Origin of the sequence: Bradyrhizobium sp. HKCCYLRH3061 (genome assembly GCF_051168015.1) — a bacterium.
GTDB lineage: Bacteria > Pseudomonadota > Alphaproteobacteria > Rhizobiales > Xanthobacteraceae > Bradyrhizobium.
Genome location: NZ_JBNPUE010000003.1, coordinates 320,328 through 337,068 on the forward strand (window position 1 = coordinate 320,328; position 16,741 = coordinate 337,068).

18 protein-coding genes and 1 pseudogene are annotated in these 16,741 nt (G+C 65.7%); 8 read left to right on the forward strand and 11 right to left on the reverse strand.

What is annotated here, in order from left to right; all coding sequences use genetic code 11:
* Window positions 1-10 precede the first annotated feature (10 nt).
* Entirely contained in the window at window positions 11-847 is an 837-nt protein-coding gene (locus tag ACQR2C_RS08275) for an HD domain-containing protein (RefSeq protein ID WP_315800215.1), read from the forward strand.
* Window positions 848-857: 10 nt separating this feature from the next.
* Here the strand turns inward: ACQR2C_RS08275 and ACQR2C_RS08280 are convergent, their stop codons facing one another.
* The 6 genes from ACQR2C_RS08280 to ACQR2C_RS08305 form a co-directional block, all read right to left on the reverse strand.
* The gene (locus tag ACQR2C_RS08280) at window positions 858-1,532 is read right to left on the reverse strand and encodes an HAD family hydrolase (RefSeq protein WP_316215676.1); all 675 of its coding nucleotides are present in this window, start codon (window positions 1,530-1,532) and stop codon (window positions 858-860) included.
* A 114-nt stretch (window positions 1,533-1,646) separates the two neighbouring features.
* A complete protein-coding gene (locus tag ACQR2C_RS08285; protein WP_315800213.1) occupies window positions 1,647-2,054 on the reverse strand; it encodes a hypothetical protein in 408 nt (135 codons plus the stop codon).
* A gap of 106 nt (window positions 2,055-2,160) precedes the next feature.
* Complete coding sequence (locus ACQR2C_RS08290) at window positions 2,161-2,367, reverse strand: hypothetical protein (protein WP_315712292.1); 207 nt, start codon at window positions 2,365-2,367, stop codon at window positions 2,161-2,163.
* Window positions 2,368-2,499: 132 nt separating this feature from the next.
* On the reverse strand, window positions 2,500-3,396 hold the full coding sequence (locus tag ACQR2C_RS08295; protein ID WP_434880885.1) for a hypothetical protein: 897 nt from the start codon (window positions 3,394-3,396) through the stop codon (window positions 2,500-2,502).
* Between the two features lie 518 nt (window positions 3,397-3,914).
* Window positions 3,915-5,981 carry a PAS domain S-box protein gene (locus ACQR2C_RS08300; protein ID WP_316180827.1) on the reverse strand — a complete coding sequence of 689 codons (2,067 nt, stop codon included), beginning with the start codon at window positions 5,979-5,981 and terminating at the stop codon, window positions 3,915-3,917.
* Window positions 5,982-6,045: 64 nt separating this feature from the next.
* Window positions 6,046-6,783 carry a Crp/Fnr family transcriptional regulator gene (locus ACQR2C_RS08305; RefSeq protein WP_315712288.1) on the reverse strand — a complete coding sequence of 246 codons (738 nt, stop codon included), beginning with the start codon at window positions 6,781-6,783 and terminating at the stop codon, window positions 6,046-6,048.
* A 399-nt stretch (window positions 6,784-7,182) separates the two neighbouring features.
* On the opposite strand from ACQR2C_RS08305, the gene ACQR2C_RS08310 reads away from it, so the two are divergent.
* Complete coding sequence (locus ACQR2C_RS08310) at window positions 7,183-9,258, forward strand: methyl-accepting chemotaxis protein (protein WP_434880886.1); 2,076 nt, start codon at window positions 7,183-7,185, stop codon at window positions 9,256-9,258.
* 70 nt (window positions 9,259-9,328) lie between these two features.
* On the opposite strand, the pseudogene ACQR2C_RS08315 reads toward ACQR2C_RS08310, so the two are convergent.
* From ACQR2C_RS08315 to ACQR2C_RS08330, 4 genes and pseudogenes are all read right to left on the reverse strand, one after another.
* A pseudogene (locus tag ACQR2C_RS08315) lies at window positions 9,329-9,460 on the reverse strand (DUF4142 domain-containing protein); the annotation flags it as partial.
* Window positions 9,461-9,466: 6 nt separating this feature from the next.
* A complete protein-coding gene (locus ACQR2C_RS08320; protein WP_316215902.1) occupies window positions 9,467-10,261 on the reverse strand; it encodes a DUF72 domain-containing protein in 795 nt (264 codons plus the stop codon).
* 95 nt (window positions 10,262-10,356) lie between these two features.
* Window positions 10,357-10,563, reverse strand: coding sequence for a hypothetical protein (locus ACQR2C_RS08325; RefSeq protein ID WP_315800208.1), 207 nt, complete (start codon window positions 10,561-10,563; stop codon window positions 10,357-10,359).
* A 128-nt stretch (window positions 10,564-10,691) separates the two neighbouring features.
* Window positions 10,692-10,889, reverse strand: a complete 198-nt coding sequence (locus ACQR2C_RS08330; protein ID WP_315755672.1) for a hypothetical protein — start codon at window positions 10,887-10,889, stop codon at window positions 10,692-10,694.
* Between the two features lie 290 nt (window positions 10,890-11,179).
* On the opposite strand from ACQR2C_RS08330, the gene ACQR2C_RS08335 reads away from it, so the two are divergent.
* The 6 genes from ACQR2C_RS08335 (at window position 11,180) to ACQR2C_RS08360 (ending at window position 16,320) form a co-directional block, all read left to right on the forward strand.
* Window positions 11,180-12,031: a 3-hydroxybutyryl-CoA dehydrogenase gene (locus ACQR2C_RS08335; RefSeq protein ID WP_434880887.1), complete on the forward strand. Its 852-nt coding sequence runs from the start codon at window positions 11,180-11,182 to the stop codon at window positions 12,029-12,031.
* Between the two features lie 786 nt (window positions 12,032-12,817).
* The gene (locus ACQR2C_RS08340) at window positions 12,818-13,114 is read left to right on the forward strand and encodes a copper-binding protein (RefSeq protein ID WP_315800206.1); all 297 of its coding nucleotides are present in this window, start codon (window positions 12,818-12,820) and stop codon (window positions 13,112-13,114) included.
* A gap of 80 nt (window positions 13,115-13,194) precedes the next feature.
* Window positions 13,195-13,974 carry a DUF2066 domain-containing protein gene (locus ACQR2C_RS08345; RefSeq protein ID WP_434880888.1) on the forward strand — a complete coding sequence of 260 codons (780 nt, stop codon included), beginning with the start codon at window positions 13,195-13,197 and terminating at the stop codon, window positions 13,972-13,974.
* A 112-nt stretch (window positions 13,975-14,086) separates the two neighbouring features.
* Window positions 14,087-14,914, forward strand: coding sequence for an SH3 domain-containing protein (locus ACQR2C_RS08350; RefSeq protein WP_434880889.1), 828 nt, complete (start codon window positions 14,087-14,089; stop codon window positions 14,912-14,914).
* A 134-nt stretch (window positions 14,915-15,048) separates the two neighbouring features.
* Window positions 15,049-15,771 carry a DUF3750 domain-containing protein gene (locus ACQR2C_RS08355; RefSeq protein WP_316180819.1) on the forward strand — a complete coding sequence of 241 codons (723 nt, stop codon included), beginning with the start codon at window positions 15,049-15,051 and terminating at the stop codon, window positions 15,769-15,771.
* A 117-nt stretch (window positions 15,772-15,888) separates the two neighbouring features.
* Window positions 15,889-16,320, forward strand: a complete 432-nt coding sequence (locus ACQR2C_RS08360; RefSeq protein ID WP_434880890.1) for a Rieske (2Fe-2S) protein — start codon at window positions 15,889-15,891, stop codon at window positions 16,318-16,320.
* Between the two features lie 26 nt (window positions 16,321-16,346).
* On the opposite strand, the gene ACQR2C_RS08365 is transcribed toward ACQR2C_RS08360, so the two are convergent.
* Window positions 16,347-16,577, reverse strand: a complete 231-nt coding sequence (locus ACQR2C_RS08365; RefSeq protein WP_315800203.1) for an FmdB family zinc ribbon protein — start codon at window positions 16,575-16,577, stop codon at window positions 16,347-16,349.
* Between the last annotated feature and the right edge of the window lie 164 nt (window positions 16,578-16,741).

The following is a 16,741-nucleotide window of genomic DNA, read 5'->3' on the forward strand; positions in this document are numbered from 1 at the left end:
GGCAGCGGCGATGATGACCTTACCGGAGCTCGCGGCAGCGGCGTTGGAGCGTTTTCTCAGCTCCTATATGCGACGCCGTTTCGGATCGTCTCATACCCAGTTGACGGAGATGCTTCCGGCGGCTGCGCGCATTGCACTCGAATGCATCGGCAACAGCGATGCGCTGTATCACAACGTCGAGCACACCTTGCTGGTGACGCTGGCTGGCCACGAGATCCTGCGCGGCCGTGCGCTGCACAGCCACATGACGGCGGACGACTACGTCCACGTCATCCTGGCCTGCCTGCTTCACGACATCGGCTATGTCCGCGGCCTGTTCAGGGAAGACGATGTCAACGGCTTCGTCGTCGATCGCGGCGGCCGCAAGATCTGCCTGCCGCGCGGCTCCTCCGATGCCAGCCTGATGCCGTATCACGTCGACCGCTCGAAGCTGTACGTGATCAACCGCATCGAAGGCATGGCGCCGCTGGACAAGGACCGCATCGCCCGCGCTATCGAAGGCACGCGCTTTCCGCCGCTCGCCGGCCAGCACTTCGACGAAGAGCAGTCGATCGTGCGCGCCGCCGACCTGATCGGACAGCTCGGCGACCCCAACTATATCCGCAAGGCCAACGCGCTGTATCACGAGTTCGAGGAGGTCGGCATCAACCGGCAGCTCGGCTATGAGTCGCCGGCCGACATCGTCAACCGCTATCCGCAGTTCTATTGGAACAGCGTCGCGCCGCACATCCAGACCGAGATCCGCTATCTCAACATGACCTCGACCGGACGCCAGTGGATCGCAAACCTCTACGCCAACGTGTTCCGCGCCGAACGCGACATCTCGCTGTCGGGCCCGCAGAGCTGACTGGCTGGAGTCAACGCCGGCCGCCGACCTCGTCGATGTGGTCGAGCAGGTCGGCCGGGTCCTCGTAGACTCGGATGGCGCCGGACTGGCGCAATTCCTCCGAGCCGTAGCCGCCGCTCAACAGGCCGACGCCGAGCGCCCGGCAGCGGGTTGCGGCAAGCATATCCCAGATGCTGTCGCCGACCACGACCGCGCGCTCGATCGGCATGTCGAGGCGGGCGGCGGCGGCGAGAAACAGATCGGGATCAGGCTTGGCGTAGCGGACCTCGTCGCGGGTCACGACGGCGCTGGTCTTGGGATCGACGCCGAGCGCGGCGAGATTGACAGCCGCCGTTTCCATTCTGCCGCTGGTCGCGATCGCCCAGGGGATGCCGGCATCGGTCAGGAAGCCGAGCAGCTCGCGGGCGCCGGGCAGGGGGCGGACCTGGCCTCCGAGCTTCTGATAGGCCGCCGCATGCGCCTTCCGCAGCCGCTCGATCCGCTCGGGCTCGATGGCATAGCCGGTCTCACGCAGCAGCTGGTTGGTGAACAGGCCGCCGCTCATCCCGATCTTGCGGTGGATGCGCCAGACCGAGAGCTCGATGCTCTCGGCATCCAGCGCCGTCTTCCAGGCCAGCACATGCTGGTAGACGCTGTCGACCAGCGTGCCGTCGAGGTCGAACAGGAAAGCGGTTTCGATGCGCATGGCTCGCTCCGGGCTGGACGTCTGCTACGCAGCAGCCGCTACGGCCAAGCGGCAGCGGCCATTCTGGTTCCTGGCCGCTGCGGGAGCTGTGCTGTGCCTGCGCCGCGACCCGGCTCAGCCCTTCGGACGGATGAAGCCGGCCAGCGTCTTCTTCTGCTCCTCGCACCAGTTCGTCATGCCGAGGCGGCGCTGATCCATGTCGATGGCCTGCGTGGCGACGGCGACCTCCGCCATCAGATCGTCGTCCTGCTTCTCGCCCATCTTGCCGCCGGTGTGCATATAGGCGATCGCCTTGCGCACCTTCTCGGTCGTGCCGTCAGGCATCTTCATGTCCTGCGCCTTCTGGACCAGATCCTGATAGACGACGTCGACGCCGGGACATTCGACCTTGGTGGCGAACGCCTCCAGCACCATGGTCGTATACATGTGGCGTGGCTCGGCGCTGCCCGGTGTCAGGGCCGCCAGCAATGCCGCAATGGTCAATGTCGCAAGGGTTGACGTGTAGAGCAGACCGTTTCGCATCCTCTGGCTACCTCCCGCTTGTTTTCGGTGAGGCTAGCCTGTGGCCAAAGCCCGGGCAACAACGAGCGCAGTGCAGCACGCGCGAATTGATCGAAGGGGCCGCCGGCTACTTGTTCAGCCGCCGCTCCTGCTCCTTGAGCAGAACGTCGAGCTCCTCGCTCTGCTGCGCGAGGCGGTCGGCGTTGCGCTCCTCGTCGGCGGCACCCGACTGCGAGGCGGCCTGCTCGGTGATCTGGCGGATGTTGTCGCGCAGGATCGCGATGCGGTCTGCGAGGTCGGAGGCGGACAGGACGGTCGGATCGGTCAGGCTCATGAACCCCTCGGGATGCGCATTGTCAGGCGCAGTTCCTTAGCTCGGAAAGCCGCGCCGCGACAAGTGGATCGACGCCATCGATCACTGCCGCGCCGATCGCCGCGGACCAGCGCGGGCGCCTGTGCGGATCCCTCAGCGCACCGGCATTGGCGGGCGCACCACCGGCTGGTCCGGATCGACCGGTGCCGACGGCAGCGGCATCGGAGCAGGCGGCGGGGGTACCATGTTGGCTGCAGTCGGCGGCGGCGTGCGCGGCCGGTGCGGCACCGCTGCTCCGGGCTGTGCCGGGCTCACGGCCGCCGTCGCCGGACGCGGGGCCGGGCGCGGCCGGATCGTCTGCTCGATGGCGCGCGGATCGAACGACCGTGCTTCCGCGGTCCGCTCGCTCGGCCGCTCGGCGGGCCTGTCGCTGGACTTGGCCTCGGCGACCCGCGCCATGTCGCGGACCATCTGCTCCTGCCCGGCCTTCAACTGTGCGAGGCTCGTCTTCAGCTCGCCGATCTGTTGGCTCAAGGCAGCGAGGTCGTGGGCCATCGATTGCAGCAACTGCGCCTGCTCCTGCGACGCGGTCGCGCCAACCGCGCTGGTTGCGTGCTCCTGCGCCTCGGCCGGCGCTTCTGCGGCGGTCTGCTGGGGCGCGGTCGCGGCTGGTTGTGCCGCGGCATCCTTGTCGGCGTTCGATGCCAGCGAGATCCGCGGCATCCAATGCGCGATCATCTCCTGGGCCTGGTCTCCATAGCTCTGCCAGGCGGCTGCGGCGACCGCGCTGCCGACCGCGAACAGCACCGCCAGAATGGTGCGCACGGCCCAAGTGGCGAACGTGCTGCGCTCTCCGGTGACCGGGAAGTCGCTCGCCGCCTGTGTCCTGTAGTCAGGGTCGATCTTCGGTGAGGGCACATCCGGGGGCCGTTGCGAGCTGCGCCTGTCCGCTTCGGCGGCGGTGCGATCGGCGCGGGCCGCCAGCACGATCTCAGGATCGATCACGGCATGAGGCTGCTGATCGCCGTCTTTGGTCGTCGTTGCAAGCATTGACGCTCCATCCTCCGTTCTCGTCCGCCTCGCAGGCGGCGCCCGGCTCTGTTCCGATGCGTCGTCCTACCAACGCCTCGTGCACCAACGCTGTGCGTACTCACGCCGCATTGTACCGACGCCTCGTGACACCAACGTCGGATGACGACTGCGCCACGAGACGCTCGGCCTCTCCAGCCGCATCAGCACAGAACCTGGATACCGGTTGTCCCTCGTGCCCACGCATCTGCATGTTCACGGTCATCCATCTTGGCCAGAGCCGCATGCTCAGGAACGTCCCATCATCGTTCCGTCGCGACGCTCGGCTGATTCCCAATCTCATCGACACTTGGTCATATCCGCCCGAACCAAGGCGAAGACATGGCGGTTGCGCGACCCATGCGACCTCCACCTCAGGCCGCAGGCGGAGCATACCCCGAATGCACTGCGAAGGCTATGCCGACGGCGTTCGCCGTGCCGGCGAGATCCCCGGCCGTTGTGACCGACCGGTGCCGCGGAACGAAGCTTCGATCGGCCCGTCAACGCTTGAGAATGTCGCGTGTGGGCAACCGGATTTCGCAGCAGAGGCCGCTCGGCTCAAAGCGCCGGACGACGCGGGCACCGACCTCGTACGGCAGCATCTGTTCCAGCAGCACGGTTCCAAAGCCCTGGCGCTGCGCAGCCAGCGGACGGCCGGACATGCCGGTCTCGGTCCAGTCGATGACCAGCCAGTCGGCCGCGTCGCGCTCATCGAGCCGCCATTCGATCCTGATGAAGCCCCGCGGCACGGTCAGCGCGCCGTATTTCAGCGCATTGGTCGCGAGCTCGTGCATGGCAAGCCCGATGCTCTCGGCCGCCTTCGGCCTCAGTCGCACCTGGGGGCCCGACAGCGAGAATTGCCTGTCCTCGCGCGCGGCTCCGGCGCGCAGCTCATCGGCGATCAGCTCCGCCAGATCGAAACCGGCGAGGGGATCGCGCGTGACGACCGCCTGGATGCGCGACAGCGCCGTGATGCGGCCTTCGAGGTGACTGGCGAAATCCTCGACGCTGTCGCTCGAGTCGCCCGTGCGGCGGATGATCGAGCGGATCACGGCGAGCATGTTGCGGACGCGGTGCTGCAGCTCGGCGAGCAGCAGCTTCTGGTGCTCGGAGGCCGAGACCAGCGCCGTGATGTCTTGGGTGATGCCGCCGATGCGCTGCACCCGTCCCAGCTCGTCGACCATGGGAAAACTACGGATGCGCAGCCAGCGCGCGACGTCGTCCGGCTGCGTGACGATACGGACATCCAGGCTGTCGCGCTGGCCGCGCCGGGCGCGCTCGAGGCTCTCGACGGCGCGGGGCCGGTCCTCCGGCAGCATGAGCTCGGTCCACGATGCGAGATGGTCGCCGCGGAGCACAGCGGTGCGCGGCACGCCATAGATGGTCTCGAATGCGGGGCTGAGATATTCCCAGTGCAGGGTCTCGGCATCGCGGATCCACACCACGTCGGAGGATGCTTCGCCGAACTGGCGGAAACGCGCCTCGCTGTCGCGTAGCGCGGCCTCGGTGCGCTTGCGGTCGTCGATGTTCATCGCGAGCTCGACCAGGGTGCCGTCGCCGAGGTCCCGGCCGGCGAACATCATCCAGGCGCGTTCGCCGTCCTTGCGAAAATACTGCTTCTCATAGGGACCGATCCGGCCGGTCTGCCGCAGCAGCTCGATCTGGTCGCTCGATGTACCCATCCATTCCGGGGGGGTCAGGCTCTTCCAGGTCAGCTGGCCGCTGTCGATGTCCTGACGCGAATAGCCTGTCATCGCCAAGAAGGCCTCGTTGGCGTCGACCAGGGTGCCGGCTGCATGATCGAAGAACAGCACGCCGACCGAATCGATCTCGAGGAGGCGGCGCAGCCGATGATCGCTGGCATCGCTGCCGTTCGAATGCGGCTGCGGTGCGGACGGCCCGGCCTCCGGCAGCTCGCTGCAGCCGAGGCAGACGGCGAGCTCGGGATCGGTCCGTGCGAGGGCAAGCACGTCCGAATCGATCGCGAGCAGGTGTGCATCGGCCCAGAAGTGGGCTGTGCGCAGATAGGCGAGGAAGGCCGCCAGCAGATCGAACCTGGTGTCGCCGAAGGCATGTCGGATTGCGCGCCGCGAGCGGTCGAAATCAGCACGCTGCATGAACAGCACCGACGCCGCCTCGAACAGGTCCGCCTCACCGTCGCTGCCCGGCTCCGGGATGTCGAGCGGGGGCTGGATGAGTTCGAGCCGGTCGAGCGCCGCCGCGGTGCGCGCGGGATCCGCGAGCGGCCGCGCGAGCAGGTGACGCGCACGATCGATCGGCTCCGGGCGGGACGTCGAGTCACCCGCGGGCTTGCCCGATCCAACCAGAAATCCGAAATGCCGGGTCAGACAATAAGGCGAACGGTTGAGGCGCGACAGATGGACGGCGAGCCGCTCCTTGAAAAGGGCCGGAAGCGGGGTGTCGAGATAGGCGCATTTGGCGAACTGCCAGAGCTGTCGGGTCGCCTCAGGCGCAGACGGCGCCGACCTGAACAGGTTGGGCATCAGCCCGAGGCGCTGCACGATCTCCTGCTCGAAGGGTCCGTCCACCATGCGCTGTTCGACCATCGCCGTTTCCCCGGCAGAGTGCCGAGACAGTCAGCATAGCGCAAGCGCCAGCGCTCCGAACCTCTCACTCATTCGCGTCGAGCTGACGGCCTTCGCGGTCCAAATGCAAGTAATTCGCGTTGAACAGGCCGGCGCTCATCAAGCGCTCGAGGTCCGGAAGTACCAGCATCTTGCCCTTGAGCACGATCAGGTTGCTGGCGCGCAGTTCCTGCAGCGTGCGGTTGACGTGGACCTTCGACAGGCCTGTAGCCTCGGCGAGATCGGCCTGAGTGAGCGGGAAGCTGCAGCTGCTGTCGTCGGCCAGGCCAGCCAGGCGCAACCGGAAGAACAGTTCGCACAACAGGTGAGCCATGCGTTCGGACGCGGTGCGTTGCCCGAGATTCATGGTCCATTCGCGCTGAATTGCGGCGTTGACCAGTGTCTCCCACCAGAACGCCGTTGCAATGCGCGGATAGCCGGCGCTGATCTCGTCGAAGAACTCGCGCGGCAGATCGGCGATCGACACCGGCGTGATGGTGCCGATCGAATGGTCCATCTCGCGCAGGATGAAGATGTTGAGATCACAGATATCGCCGGGCAGGAAGAACGAGACGATCTGGCGGCGGCCATCCTCGAGCTGCTTGTAGCGGCAGGCCCAGCCGTTCAGGATCAGATGCACGTCCTTGGGCTTCTCGCCTTCGCGCGCGATGTCGGTGCGTGGCGCGAAGGTCCTTACCCGTTGAGCCGCAGCGCGGTTGAGCATCAGGCGGTCGGCCGCAGAAAGGCGGACGAAATTCTCAAGCTTGCGGACCAGATGACTCAAAGAGTGGTTCCCCCGAATTAGTTTATTGGGGTTCCAAGCGGCGCGACTTCAATAACTTATGTTAGCATGATACCGCGTTGACCGCTGATCTTTCTGCACCTGCGCAAGGAACCAACGCGTTGTCGATGTGCGTGGGTCTGCTGCCGCAATCTCGGTGATGATTTCGCCATCGCGCGATGGTCGGAGCATGAGCGACATCGCGCGAGTCAGACCTGCACTGCGCGCTTCTGTCGTCGAACTCTCATGAAAGTCGATGATGAATCACTGTCGAGGCCCGTGAAAATACGGGAATCGACGTGCGGCCGCGACGATTTGCCCTCGGCGGCGTGCCTGCGCAAGTTAATAGCCTCTTAGACTGCGCTTCCTAAGTTGACCGAAACAATCAACTGGAAATGCACGATGCGAGTCGGTCAGCTCTTTGCGCTATCGATGCTCTCGGTCACGGCGCTTGCCTGTGTTCTCGGGGGCGAGGTGCTGGTATCTCACTATCGCGCCTACGCGAGCAGAACCGAAGCGATCAAGTCAGTCGACGCGTTCGCTGCCGTGCTCCTTGCAGGCCAGGCCGTCGCGGGATTGCGGGCGCCGTTCGTCACGCCGATGTTCCAGGATGCTCCGGCCACTCCTGCGCAGCAGGACGCCGTAGACAAGGCCGGGCAGCAGGCCGTCGCCGCCTTCGCCAAGGCGAAAGCGGCCGTTGAGACGCTCTCCGACAGCCAAGCCATCTTCGACGGACTGAACGCCGCCAAGGCAAAGCTCACCGACGTGCGCACGATGGTCGACCGCGCCGTGAGATTGCCGCTGAATGCGCGCGACCCGGCTGCGATGAAGGGATTCCTGCCCGGCTTGACCGACGTGCTGAAATCGGTCGAGCCGCTGCTCAACCGCCTCGAGAACCGCGTCGCGACCGCCGATGCATCGCTGACGCCGCTGCTGTCGATTGCGCGCATCACGCAGGATCTGCGGATCACGGCCGGCGGCCGCGCCGCGATGCTGGCCCCGGCGCTCGGCGCCAAGCGTCCGCTGGCTCCGGCCGAGTATTCCAACATCGATCGTGCGCAAGGCCGGATCGAGGTCGATCGCGAACGGATCGAGTCGAGCATCGATCAACTCGGCAATCCTCCGAAGGTCGCGCAGGCGATGTCGGAGGCGGTCGAAGCGTATTTCAACAACGCTGCGGGACTGATCGAAAAGGAGATCGCGGCGTCGCGCAGCAATGCCGGCTACACGCTGTCACCGGAGCAGTTGGGCGGCACCGTCGTGCCGCCGATCGGAAAATTCCTGACCGTTCGCGACAATGCGCTGGCCGAGGCACGGACGCGCGCCGAGACGGCGCGGGACGATGCACTGGTGATGTTCGGGATCGGCAGCGGCGCGGTGCTCGCGCTGCTCGGCATGCTCGGCGTCGTGACCTTCATGCTGCGCCGTCGCGTGATTGCGCCGCTGGCTGCGCTGACCGGCGTGGTCGGCGACCTCGCGGCTGGCCGTGACGACGTTGTCGTTCCGGCCAGCGATCGGCAGGACGAGATCGGCACGCTCGCCGCCTCGCTGCAGGTGTTCAAGGATGCACTGCTGGCGAAGAAGGCGGCAGACCGGGCCGCAGCGAGCGAGGCGGAGGCCAAGATCCAGCGTGGACAGCGGGTGGATACGATCACCCGCGAGTTCGAGGCCGTCATCAGCGAGATCGTCGATGTCGTGTCCTCGGCATCGACGGCGCTCGAGAGTTCGGCAGGAACGCTCACGACCACGGCCGAGCAGTCCGAGCGGCTCGCCACCACCGTCGCTTCCGCGTCCGAGGAGGCCTCGACCAACGTGCAGTCGGTGGCATCAGCGACGGAGGAAATGTCATCGTCGGTGACGGAGATCGGCCGCCAGGTTCAGGATTCGGCGCGCGTCGCCAACGAGGCCGTGCAGCAGGCGCAGCGCACCAACGACCGTGTCGGCGAGCTTGCCAAGGCCGCGGCCCGCATCGGCGACGTCGTGGAGCTCATCAACTCGATCGCCGGCCAGACCAACCTGCTGGCGCTCAACGCCACCATCGAGGCGGCACGCGCTGGCGAGGCGGGGCGCGGCTTCGCCGTCGTGGCCTCCGAGGTGAAGGCGCTGGCCGAGCAGACCGCGAAGGCGACCGACGAGATCAGCCAGCAGATCAACGGCATCCAGGCGGCCACGCAGGAGTCGGTGAACGCGATCCGCGATATCGGCGAAACCATCGAGAAGATGTCGGAGATCGCCTCGACGATCGCATCCGCGGTGGAAGAGCAGGGCGCGGCGACGCAGGAGATCTCGCGCAGCATCCAGCAGGCGGCCCGTGGCACGCAGGAGGTCTCGGCCAACATCACGGATGTGCAGCGCGGCTCCAGCGCCACCGGCCAGGCGTCGGCGCAGGTGCTGAATGCGGCGCAATCGCTGGCCGGTGAAAGCACACGCCTGAAGCGCGAGGTCGCGCGCTTCCTGGGCTCCGTGCGCGCCGCGTGACGACGGGACTGCACGGCACTGCATTCCAACATCATGAGCGCCGGCTCGGACCGGCGCTCATATCGTTCGCTCACTTGCCCTTGTCGAGGGTCTGCGCCATGTCGAGATGATGCTGCAGGGCCGGCAGGGTCTTGCCGGCCCCGTCCTTCAGCGCCGGATTGTCGCCGCCCTTCGCATAGCGCTCGAACAGCGACACCGGGTCGCAAACCTAAACCGAGAGATGTGCACGATGTCCCGACGAACTGGCGCGCGCGGCGCGGCGTGCCTGGTGAGAAGATGCCGCGAGCAGCCGGCGTAGCCGCAGAGCGTCGGCGGGCGCCGCGCTCTTCTGGTCGTTGTCGAAATAGACGTAGACGTCGATGCCGTGCGACGCCCAGGCGCGAATGCGCTTGGCCCAGGCTTCGAGTGTCGCGTCCGGATAGTTGTCCTTGTAGCGGCCGCCCGGGCCATGGCCGCGCACATAGACGAAATCGGCCGTCCGCCTCCACGGCGCCGGCGCGTCGTGATGGTCCGACAGGCAGAGCGAGATGTTCGCGTCCCTCAGCAGGCGCATGATCGCCGGTGTGTACCAGCTCGGGTGACGGAATTCGAAGCTGTAGCGCCGGTGCGTCGGCAGCAGCGGGAGAAACGACTCGAGCCGTTCTCGATTCGCTTCGAATTGCGGCGGCAGCTGGAACAGCACGGGGCCAGCCTTGTCGCCGAGCAGCGACAGCCGGCTCTCCATCAGCGCGATGCTGTTGACCGAGCGCGCAGAGAGGCGCTTCCAATGCGTGATGAACTTGGAGGCCTTCCAGGCGAAAACGAAATCGGGCCCGGTCTGATCGCGCCAGCCACGGACGGCAGCTTCCGTCGGCGTCCTGTAGAACACGCCATTCAGCTCCGTGGTCTCGAACTGGCTGGCGTAGTAGGGCAGCTGATGTCTGATCAGCAGTCCCGGCGGAAAGAACGCGCCGCGCCAGGACCCGTAGTGCCATCCCGATGTGCCGATCACGACCCGGGCCATCATCGTCCTCTCGCCGAGACCAGACCTCGAAAGCAAAGCGTCGTGAGGGCGTTCGGGTTCCTTTCAAAGCCGCAGCAGACGATACGGCGCGCGCTCTAGCGCTCGGCGGCGTGCAGCACCGGGGCGCTCAACAGCTCGTTGATATGCGCCGCCGTCTCCGCCTGCATCGCCTTCTTCAGCATGATGTCGCGCTCGGGGCCTACGGGAAGACGTGCTGCCGCTTCGCGGGCAGCTGTTGCAGCCTGCTGCAGCCGCTGGCCGAACGACACTGTCTGCTTACGCCGGTTCCGGGTGACGCTCATGGCGAACTCCTGTTGCTTCAAACAGGAGTCTGCGAGCCTGCCGGCCTTGTGTCGCTAACACACGTTAGCGTGCAGTTCACTATCCCTGGAGGTCCTGTTGGAACAAGACGACAGCGTCGCGGTGCTGATTAGTTGTTCGATCGATCTGGGTCATTGCCCGGAACGCTGAGATGCACCTCGTGGCCTTGCTTGATGGCCAGCGTCGCGGCTGATGCAGCGGATTCGAACGCAGCCTCCTTGGTCGCGTAGTCGCCATGGGCGTTGCCGTCATGCAGAACGCTCCAATGATCGTCGACCGCGACGATGGCGTATTGAGCCAGTCCCATGTCCTCCTCCATTCTTCGCGTCATTGGGTCGAAACGCTCGGGGACGCCCGATGCCGTGCCGCGGGCGCGGCTCGTCTCGGCGGGCACGAGACCAACCAGAGCAGGTTGCATCCGTTCCTGCGCATGCGGACCAACCCGGCCGGATGCGCCCGCTTCCCGATGCCGGCGAACCGCGGGGCAGCCGGCCCGTTCTCAGCCCTTGCGTTGGGTCTACCCCGCGGGCCGATAGCCTGTTAAGCAACGGCGCAGGACGGGGCGGTCCCCGCGGAAGAGACTGAGAGGAAGCGGCAATGATTCAGACGGTCGGCATCATCGGAGCAGGCACCATGGGCAACGGCATCGCGCAGGTTTGCGCGGCCGCGGGCGTACCGGTCGTCATGGTCGACATCTCCGAGCAGGCGGTGGCGCGCGGGCTCGCCACGGTGGGCTCCAGCCTCGATCGCCTGGTCAAGAAGGAGAAAATGACGGCCGCCGACAAGGACAAGGCGCTGTCGCTGATCACCGGCACTGCCGACAAGGCGAAGCTGTCGAGCTGCGATCTCGTCATCGAGGCCGCCACGGAGAACGAGGAGCTGAAGCTCAAGATCCTCAAGGACCTCTGTGCCGGCCTGAAGCCCGAGGCGCTGATCGCGACCAACACCTCCTCGATCTCGATCACCAAGCTGGCCACCGCCACCGATCGGCCCGACCGCTTCATCGGCATGCACTTCTTCAATCCGGTGCCGATGATGGCGCTGCTCGAGCTGATCCGCGGCCTGCAGACCTCGGATGCGACCCATGCGGCCGCCGCCGATTTCGCCAAGCGGATCGGCAAGGTCGCGATCACCGCGAAGAACAGCCCGGGCTTTGCCGTGAACCGCATCCTGTGCCCGATGATCAACGAGGCGATCTTCGCGTATTCGGAAGGCATTGCGACCGCGGCGGACATCGACGAGGGCATGAAGCTCGGCTGCAATCATCCCATCGGTCCGCTGGCGCTGGCCGATCTGATCGGACTCGACACGATGCTGTCGGTGATGGAGGTGTTCTACAACGGCTTCAACGATCCGAAGTATCGGCCGGCGCCGTTGCTGAAGGAAATGGTGGCCGCAGGCCAGCTCGGCCGCAAGACCGGCAAGGGCTTCTACGACTACAGCAAGTAGCTGCGGCGAAGTAGCTACGGACAAGTAGCTACGGCATTGTGCGACGCGAGCGGCGGGTGGCCCATGCGCCCGCCGTGCCTCGGTTGACGATCGACTACGCGGACGACGGATTGGCTGACGACGGATTGCGTTGACGATGGATTGCGTTTGGAGGCGCGTGGGAGGACCACAGAACCACAGCTCCCCAAATGAGAGCTGCCGAGTTCGCACTGATCCGATGATCCAGATTCACGGCACAGCGCCGGGTGGGCAAGGGGCCATGCCTCGCTGATGCAGCCCACAAAGCCGCGACCCGGCGTGCCGTTCGTGATTTGCCGCTATGCGATGGTCCGAGCGATTACCGTCGCACTCAGCGGACCTGGTACGGAGGTGGAGTCATTGAACCTCCCTGCAATCAGATGGATCGTCGTCGTTCCAACATCATCGGCACCCTGAACGGCTACCGCAATGGACGACAGCGATGATCGTCCTCCCGGCGGCCGGCGCTGTCAAGGCGCAACATGACGCATTGATGAATTCGACGTGACAGGTCCGGTCGATCCTGCGCGCGCGGAGAGACCCTGGTCCGCCTTGGAGTGATGACAAACCCGTGCAAATCATTACATGAGGGCAGCCGGTCGATGAGGCTATGCGGTTGCGCCTTGCTCGAGCTCGTGTAGGCCGCATCGGCCGACATAAGGATCTGCAGCGGCGATTCACAGAGTGTGGCTCGGGTTGCGGCCTTTCGGGGAACCAAAGAATTCGTGGTGTTTTGTTTGCCGCGAAAAGCAAGGCAGGAGAACAGCGATGAGAGCAGTTGGCATCATTCTGACGACGGTCGCCATGTTTGTGGGAACTCTGCCCGCCCTGGCAGCGGAGCAGGGGACGGCGGGCATGGTCACGGGGATCAACCGTCTCAACGGCACGATCGCGATCAAGCGCATTCCCGATGGAACCGTTGGCGCCAACACGGCCGGAGCAGCCCAGGAGTTCAAGATCAAGGACAACGCCATGATCGAGAACATCCACGCCGGCGATCGCGTGACGTTCTCGACGTCTGATGCCGCCACACCCACGATCGTCAAGCTCGATCGGCAGAAATAGCCGTCATAGCCGGATCGAGGGGCGCGATGAGACAGTGCGGTGCTCTCCGCGGACGGGGCGTATGGCGTCTCGGGCTCTGGATGATGATGGTCGTCGGGAACTGCACTATTGCGACTGCGGCCCCGACCGACCTGTACCAGGCGCAGACGGTCGTGACCGGTCAGGGCGAGGACAATCGCCGGGCGGCCTTTGCAGCATGTCTGGAAGACGTGCTGATCAAGGTGTCCGGTGCATTTCAGCTCAGAAACGATGCAAGGCTCGCACCACTCGAGGCGCGGGCCGCGGAGTTCGTCATCGGCTTCGATTATCACGATCAGATGTCGGGCAAGCCGAAGCATGACGAGCAGGGCACGCGCGACCGTCCATATGACCTGACCGTGTCATTCGATCGCGCGCGGATCGATCAGTTGCTTGCGAGCTTGAACATCAAGCCGTGGCCGGCGCCGCGCCCGTCGATTGGCGTGATCGTGACGATGACGTCGGGCGGTCGCACTTTCTTCGTTGCATCCGACGACCGGAGGTCCGATCTGCAGCGCGACGCGCTGCGCGCAGCGGCTGTCAAGCGTGGGCTCGAGATCGCTCTGCCAAGCGCCTCCGAGGTCTCGAAGGCCGCTATTGAGCGCACCAAGTTGAACGATGTCCAGCCCGCGGCGGTCGCGTCGTGGTTTCCCGGAGCCGATGTCCTGCTCTTTGGCGATCTCACCTGGGACGATGCCGAGCTGGGCTGGGTCACGCAATGGCGCCTCGATCGCGCCGGCAAGCAGGACCGGTGGCAATTCCGTGGCGTGACGTTCGACGAAGCATTTCGCCGCGCTCTCGGTGGAGCAGCGCAACTCCTCTCCGACAACGGAGCGCCGTGAGGTTGCCGCGATAGTCTGCGACCATCCCTGTAAAGTGGATGCCTGAGCCGCGCATGCGGGCACGAGAGTCTCGCGCCCGAGCTCGCTCCGGCAAACAGACAGGAGGGTGCCCGTGGTGAAACTCAGAACGTGTCTCGTTGCTGCGCTGTTGATTGCCACGTCCGCCTCGCTGGCCGTGGCTGCGCCGGGCCTGGTGCGCACTGCGGCCACCATGCGCGCAGGGCCGGGCCCCGGTTTTCCCGTCGTCGAGCGCATTCCGGCCGGTGCCAGGATCACCATCCATGGCTGCATTCAAGGCGGCGCGTGGTGCGATGTCAGCTTCGGAGGCGAACGCGGCTGGGTCGCGGCGCGGACGCTCGCCTATCTGTATCGTGAGCAGTACGTTGAGCTGCCAGAATATGTCGAGTACGTGCCGACTGTCGGCTTCACGCTGACCACCTATTGGAGCAGCTTCTATTTCGGCCGGCCTTGGTATCATCGGCATGCGTTCTGGAACCGCTACTGGCATCGCCATCCGCCGGTCATGGCGCAAAATCCGCCTCAGCCTGGCATGACCCCGGGGATGCCGGGGCGCGGTCCCGGCGGGGTGATCCAGCCGGGCGCGGCCGCCGGCACAGGCCAACGATCCGGACCGCCTTCGGGCATGCAAGGTCGTGTGCCGCCTGCGACGGCCGCCGGCCCCGCCGCACCTCCGGTCGTGGCTGGTGGTCCCGCGCGAGTTGCAACGCCACCCATGGTGCAGCCGTTGATGAGCCGAAGCAGCGGTGCGCCGCAGAGCGCCCGCGCGCAGATGGGCGGCATGCGCATGATCGGGACTTCGCCGCAAATCGGTTTGGCGCATATTGGGGGCGGCCCCGCCATGGGTGCTGCGCGTGTGGGCGTCAGCGGCCCTCGCGGTGGCGGGCGTTCCGGCCCGGGCGGTGGTTTCCGCCGGCACTGAGTCTTCAGCACTGGCGTGGTGTCCGGATTGTGAAGGCGGCGTGCAGGCCGGCGCTGGCGACGGCGGGTGCGATGACTACATGGATGTCATTCCTCGATGCCTCCCCATTGTTCTCGCCTATCGTGAAAAAGCCCGTGCTCGCTTTCCTGCTGCTCATCTTCGTGCCCATCTCGCTGTCGGCCGCGAACTATCTGCGCGGCGATCGCCGCGGCAGCTGGCAGACCGCGGACCGTTCGAGCGCGGGTCTGCTGCCATCGCCGGCGCAGCATGCCGACGCGGTGGTTCGCGTATTCGCTGCGCGCACGGTGCGTTGGCGTGGCATCTTCGCCGTCCACACTTGGATCGTCGTGAAGGAGAAGGGCGGCCCGCGCTACACCCGCTACGACTACACCGCGTGGGGTGAGCCGATCCGGGTCGATGGCTTCGCGCCCGATGGTCGCTGGTTCGGCGCGTTGCCGGAGACGGTGCTGGCCGTCGACGGCGAAGAAGCCGAGCGGGTGATTCCGAGGATCCGCAGCGTGATCGAGAACTACCGCTTCCGCGCCTATGGCGACTACAATGCTTGGCCGGGACCGAATTCGAACACCTTCGTGCAGGCGGCCCTGAACGCGGTTCCTGAGCTGAACGCCGTGCTGCCGCCGACCGCAATCGGCAAGGACTTCCCCTTTGACGGCTGGTGGGGGCGCACGGCGTCCGGGACCGGTCTGTTCGTATCGCTCGGCGGCTATCTCGGTGTCACCGTCGGGTGGATCGAAGGCGTCGAGCTGAACTTCTTCGGGGGAGTTCTCGGCGTCGATCTGCGCCGGCCGGCGCTGAAATTTCCCGGGATCGGTCGCCTCGGCATGCCACCGGCCTGAGGCCCACGATCTGCCTGTCAGGCACTGGCTGGCATGCTGCTTGCTGCGAGCCTCTTCAGCGCACCTGCGATGTCGCGGATGCGCCAAAACGCCAAGCGAGGCGAGAAGAGGCGGACGATGAGCACGCTGTTTGCGATCTGCGCGACCTATGAGGTGGACGATGGCGCGGCGCGTGGCTTCGTTCTCCAGCGCCGCGAGCCCGACGGCAGTGCCAAGCCTTGGCCGATCCTGGTCACGCGCAAGGGCAACAATTTCTACGGCTTCGAGAATGCCTGCCCGCATCAGGGCGCCCGCCTCGACAAGCATCCGGGCGAGTTCATGGACGAGGAAGGCAATTTCCTCGTTTGTGGCGAGCATGGTGCCCAGTTCGACCTCGATACCGGACAATGCTTCATCGGGCCCTGTCAGGGCCGGACGTTGGCTGCGGTCGAGCTTGTGATCGACGACGGTGACATCTGCCTCTCCGGGATCGATCTGGACGAGGAGGACGGCCTCGACATCGACGATCCCGAGGATGACGTGCCGGAGGTGCAGATCACATCGGATTGAGGCTGAGCGCCGGGCGCCCGACCGGGTCAGCGTTTCTTCCGTTCAGCGCGGCTGTAGTTGCTGAAGTGCCCCTCGCGTGCTGCCTGGCTGCGAGCGGCCTTGATCAGGCCGGGGCTGCGCGCCGGCGGCGCCGGCAGCGAGGGAAGGCGGGTCAGCTTGCGACTGCCGCAGGTCGGACAGACAGGCCTTTCAGAAATCCCGATCAGCAACTCGACATCCTCTGCGCAGGCCGCGCAATGGAAGCTATAGAACGGCATGACGTCATCCCCTCATTGTCGCTGAGGGGCGTTGCACGAAGCGGGCCAGCGCCATTGCGCATCGAATTCGCCGATTCAGGGCTCGTTTGCATGCGAACGGCAGCAGTTTTTTGCTGCGGTGTCCCGAATGCGACGCGGCTGGGGTCGAACATTCGACAGCCGTG

Excerpts from the sequence above, each read along its gene's own strand:
- ACQR2C_RS08310 (WP_434880886.1), top strand. The coding sequence starts at position 7,183 with ATGCGAGTCGGTCAGCTCTTTGCGCTATCGATGCTCTCGGTCACGGCG.
- ACQR2C_RS08280 (WP_316215676.1), bottom strand. The coding sequence starts at position 1,532 with ATGCGCATCGAAACCGCTTTCCTGTTCGACCTCGACGGCACGCTGGTC.
- ACQR2C_RS08360 (WP_434880890.1), top strand. The coding sequence starts at position 15,889 with ATGAGCACGCTGTTTGCGATCTGCGCGACCTATGAGGTGGACGATGGC.
- ACQR2C_RS08365 (WP_315800203.1), bottom strand. The coding sequence starts at position 16,577 with ATGCCGTTCTATAGCTTCCATTGCGCGGCCTGCGCAGAGGATGTCGAG.
- ACQR2C_RS08290 (WP_315712292.1), bottom strand. The coding sequence starts at position 2,367 with ATGAGCCTGACCGATCCGACCGTCCTGTCCGCCTCCGACCTCGCAGAC.
- ACQR2C_RS08325 (WP_315800208.1), bottom strand. The coding sequence starts at position 10,563 with ATGAGCGTCACCCGGAACCGGCGTAAGCAGACAGTGTCGTTCGGCCAG.
- ACQR2C_RS08295 (WP_434880885.1), bottom strand. The coding sequence starts at position 3,396 with ATGCTTGCAACGACGACCAAAGACGGCGATCAGCAGCCTCATGCCGTG.
- ACQR2C_RS08335 (WP_434880887.1), top strand. The coding sequence starts at position 11,180 with ATGATTCAGACGGTCGGCATCATCGGAGCAGGCACCATGGGCAACGGC.
- ACQR2C_RS08285 (WP_315800213.1), bottom strand. The coding sequence starts at position 2,054 with ATGCGAAACGGTCTGCTCTACACGTCAACCCTTGCGACATTGACCATT.
- ACQR2C_RS08345 (WP_434880888.1), top strand. The coding sequence starts at position 13,195 with ATGATGATGGTCGTCGGGAACTGCACTATTGCGACTGCGGCCCCGACC.
- ACQR2C_RS08340 (WP_315800206.1), top strand. The coding sequence starts at position 12,818 with ATGAGAGCAGTTGGCATCATTCTGACGACGGTCGCCATGTTTGTGGGA.
- ACQR2C_RS08330 (WP_315755672.1), bottom strand. The coding sequence starts at position 10,889 with ATGGGACTGGCTCAATACGCCATCGTCGCGGTCGACGATCATTGGAGC.
- ACQR2C_RS08275 (WP_315800215.1), top strand. The coding sequence starts at position 11 with ATGATGACCTTACCGGAGCTCGCGGCAGCGGCGTTGGAGCGTTTTCTC.
- ACQR2C_RS08300 (WP_316180827.1), bottom strand. The coding sequence starts at position 5,981 with ATGGTCGAACAGCGCATGGTGGACGGACCCTTCGAGCAGGAGATCGTG.
- ACQR2C_RS08320 (WP_316215902.1), bottom strand. The coding sequence starts at position 10,261 with ATGGCCCGGGTCGTGATCGGCACATCGGGATGGCACTACGGGTCCTGG.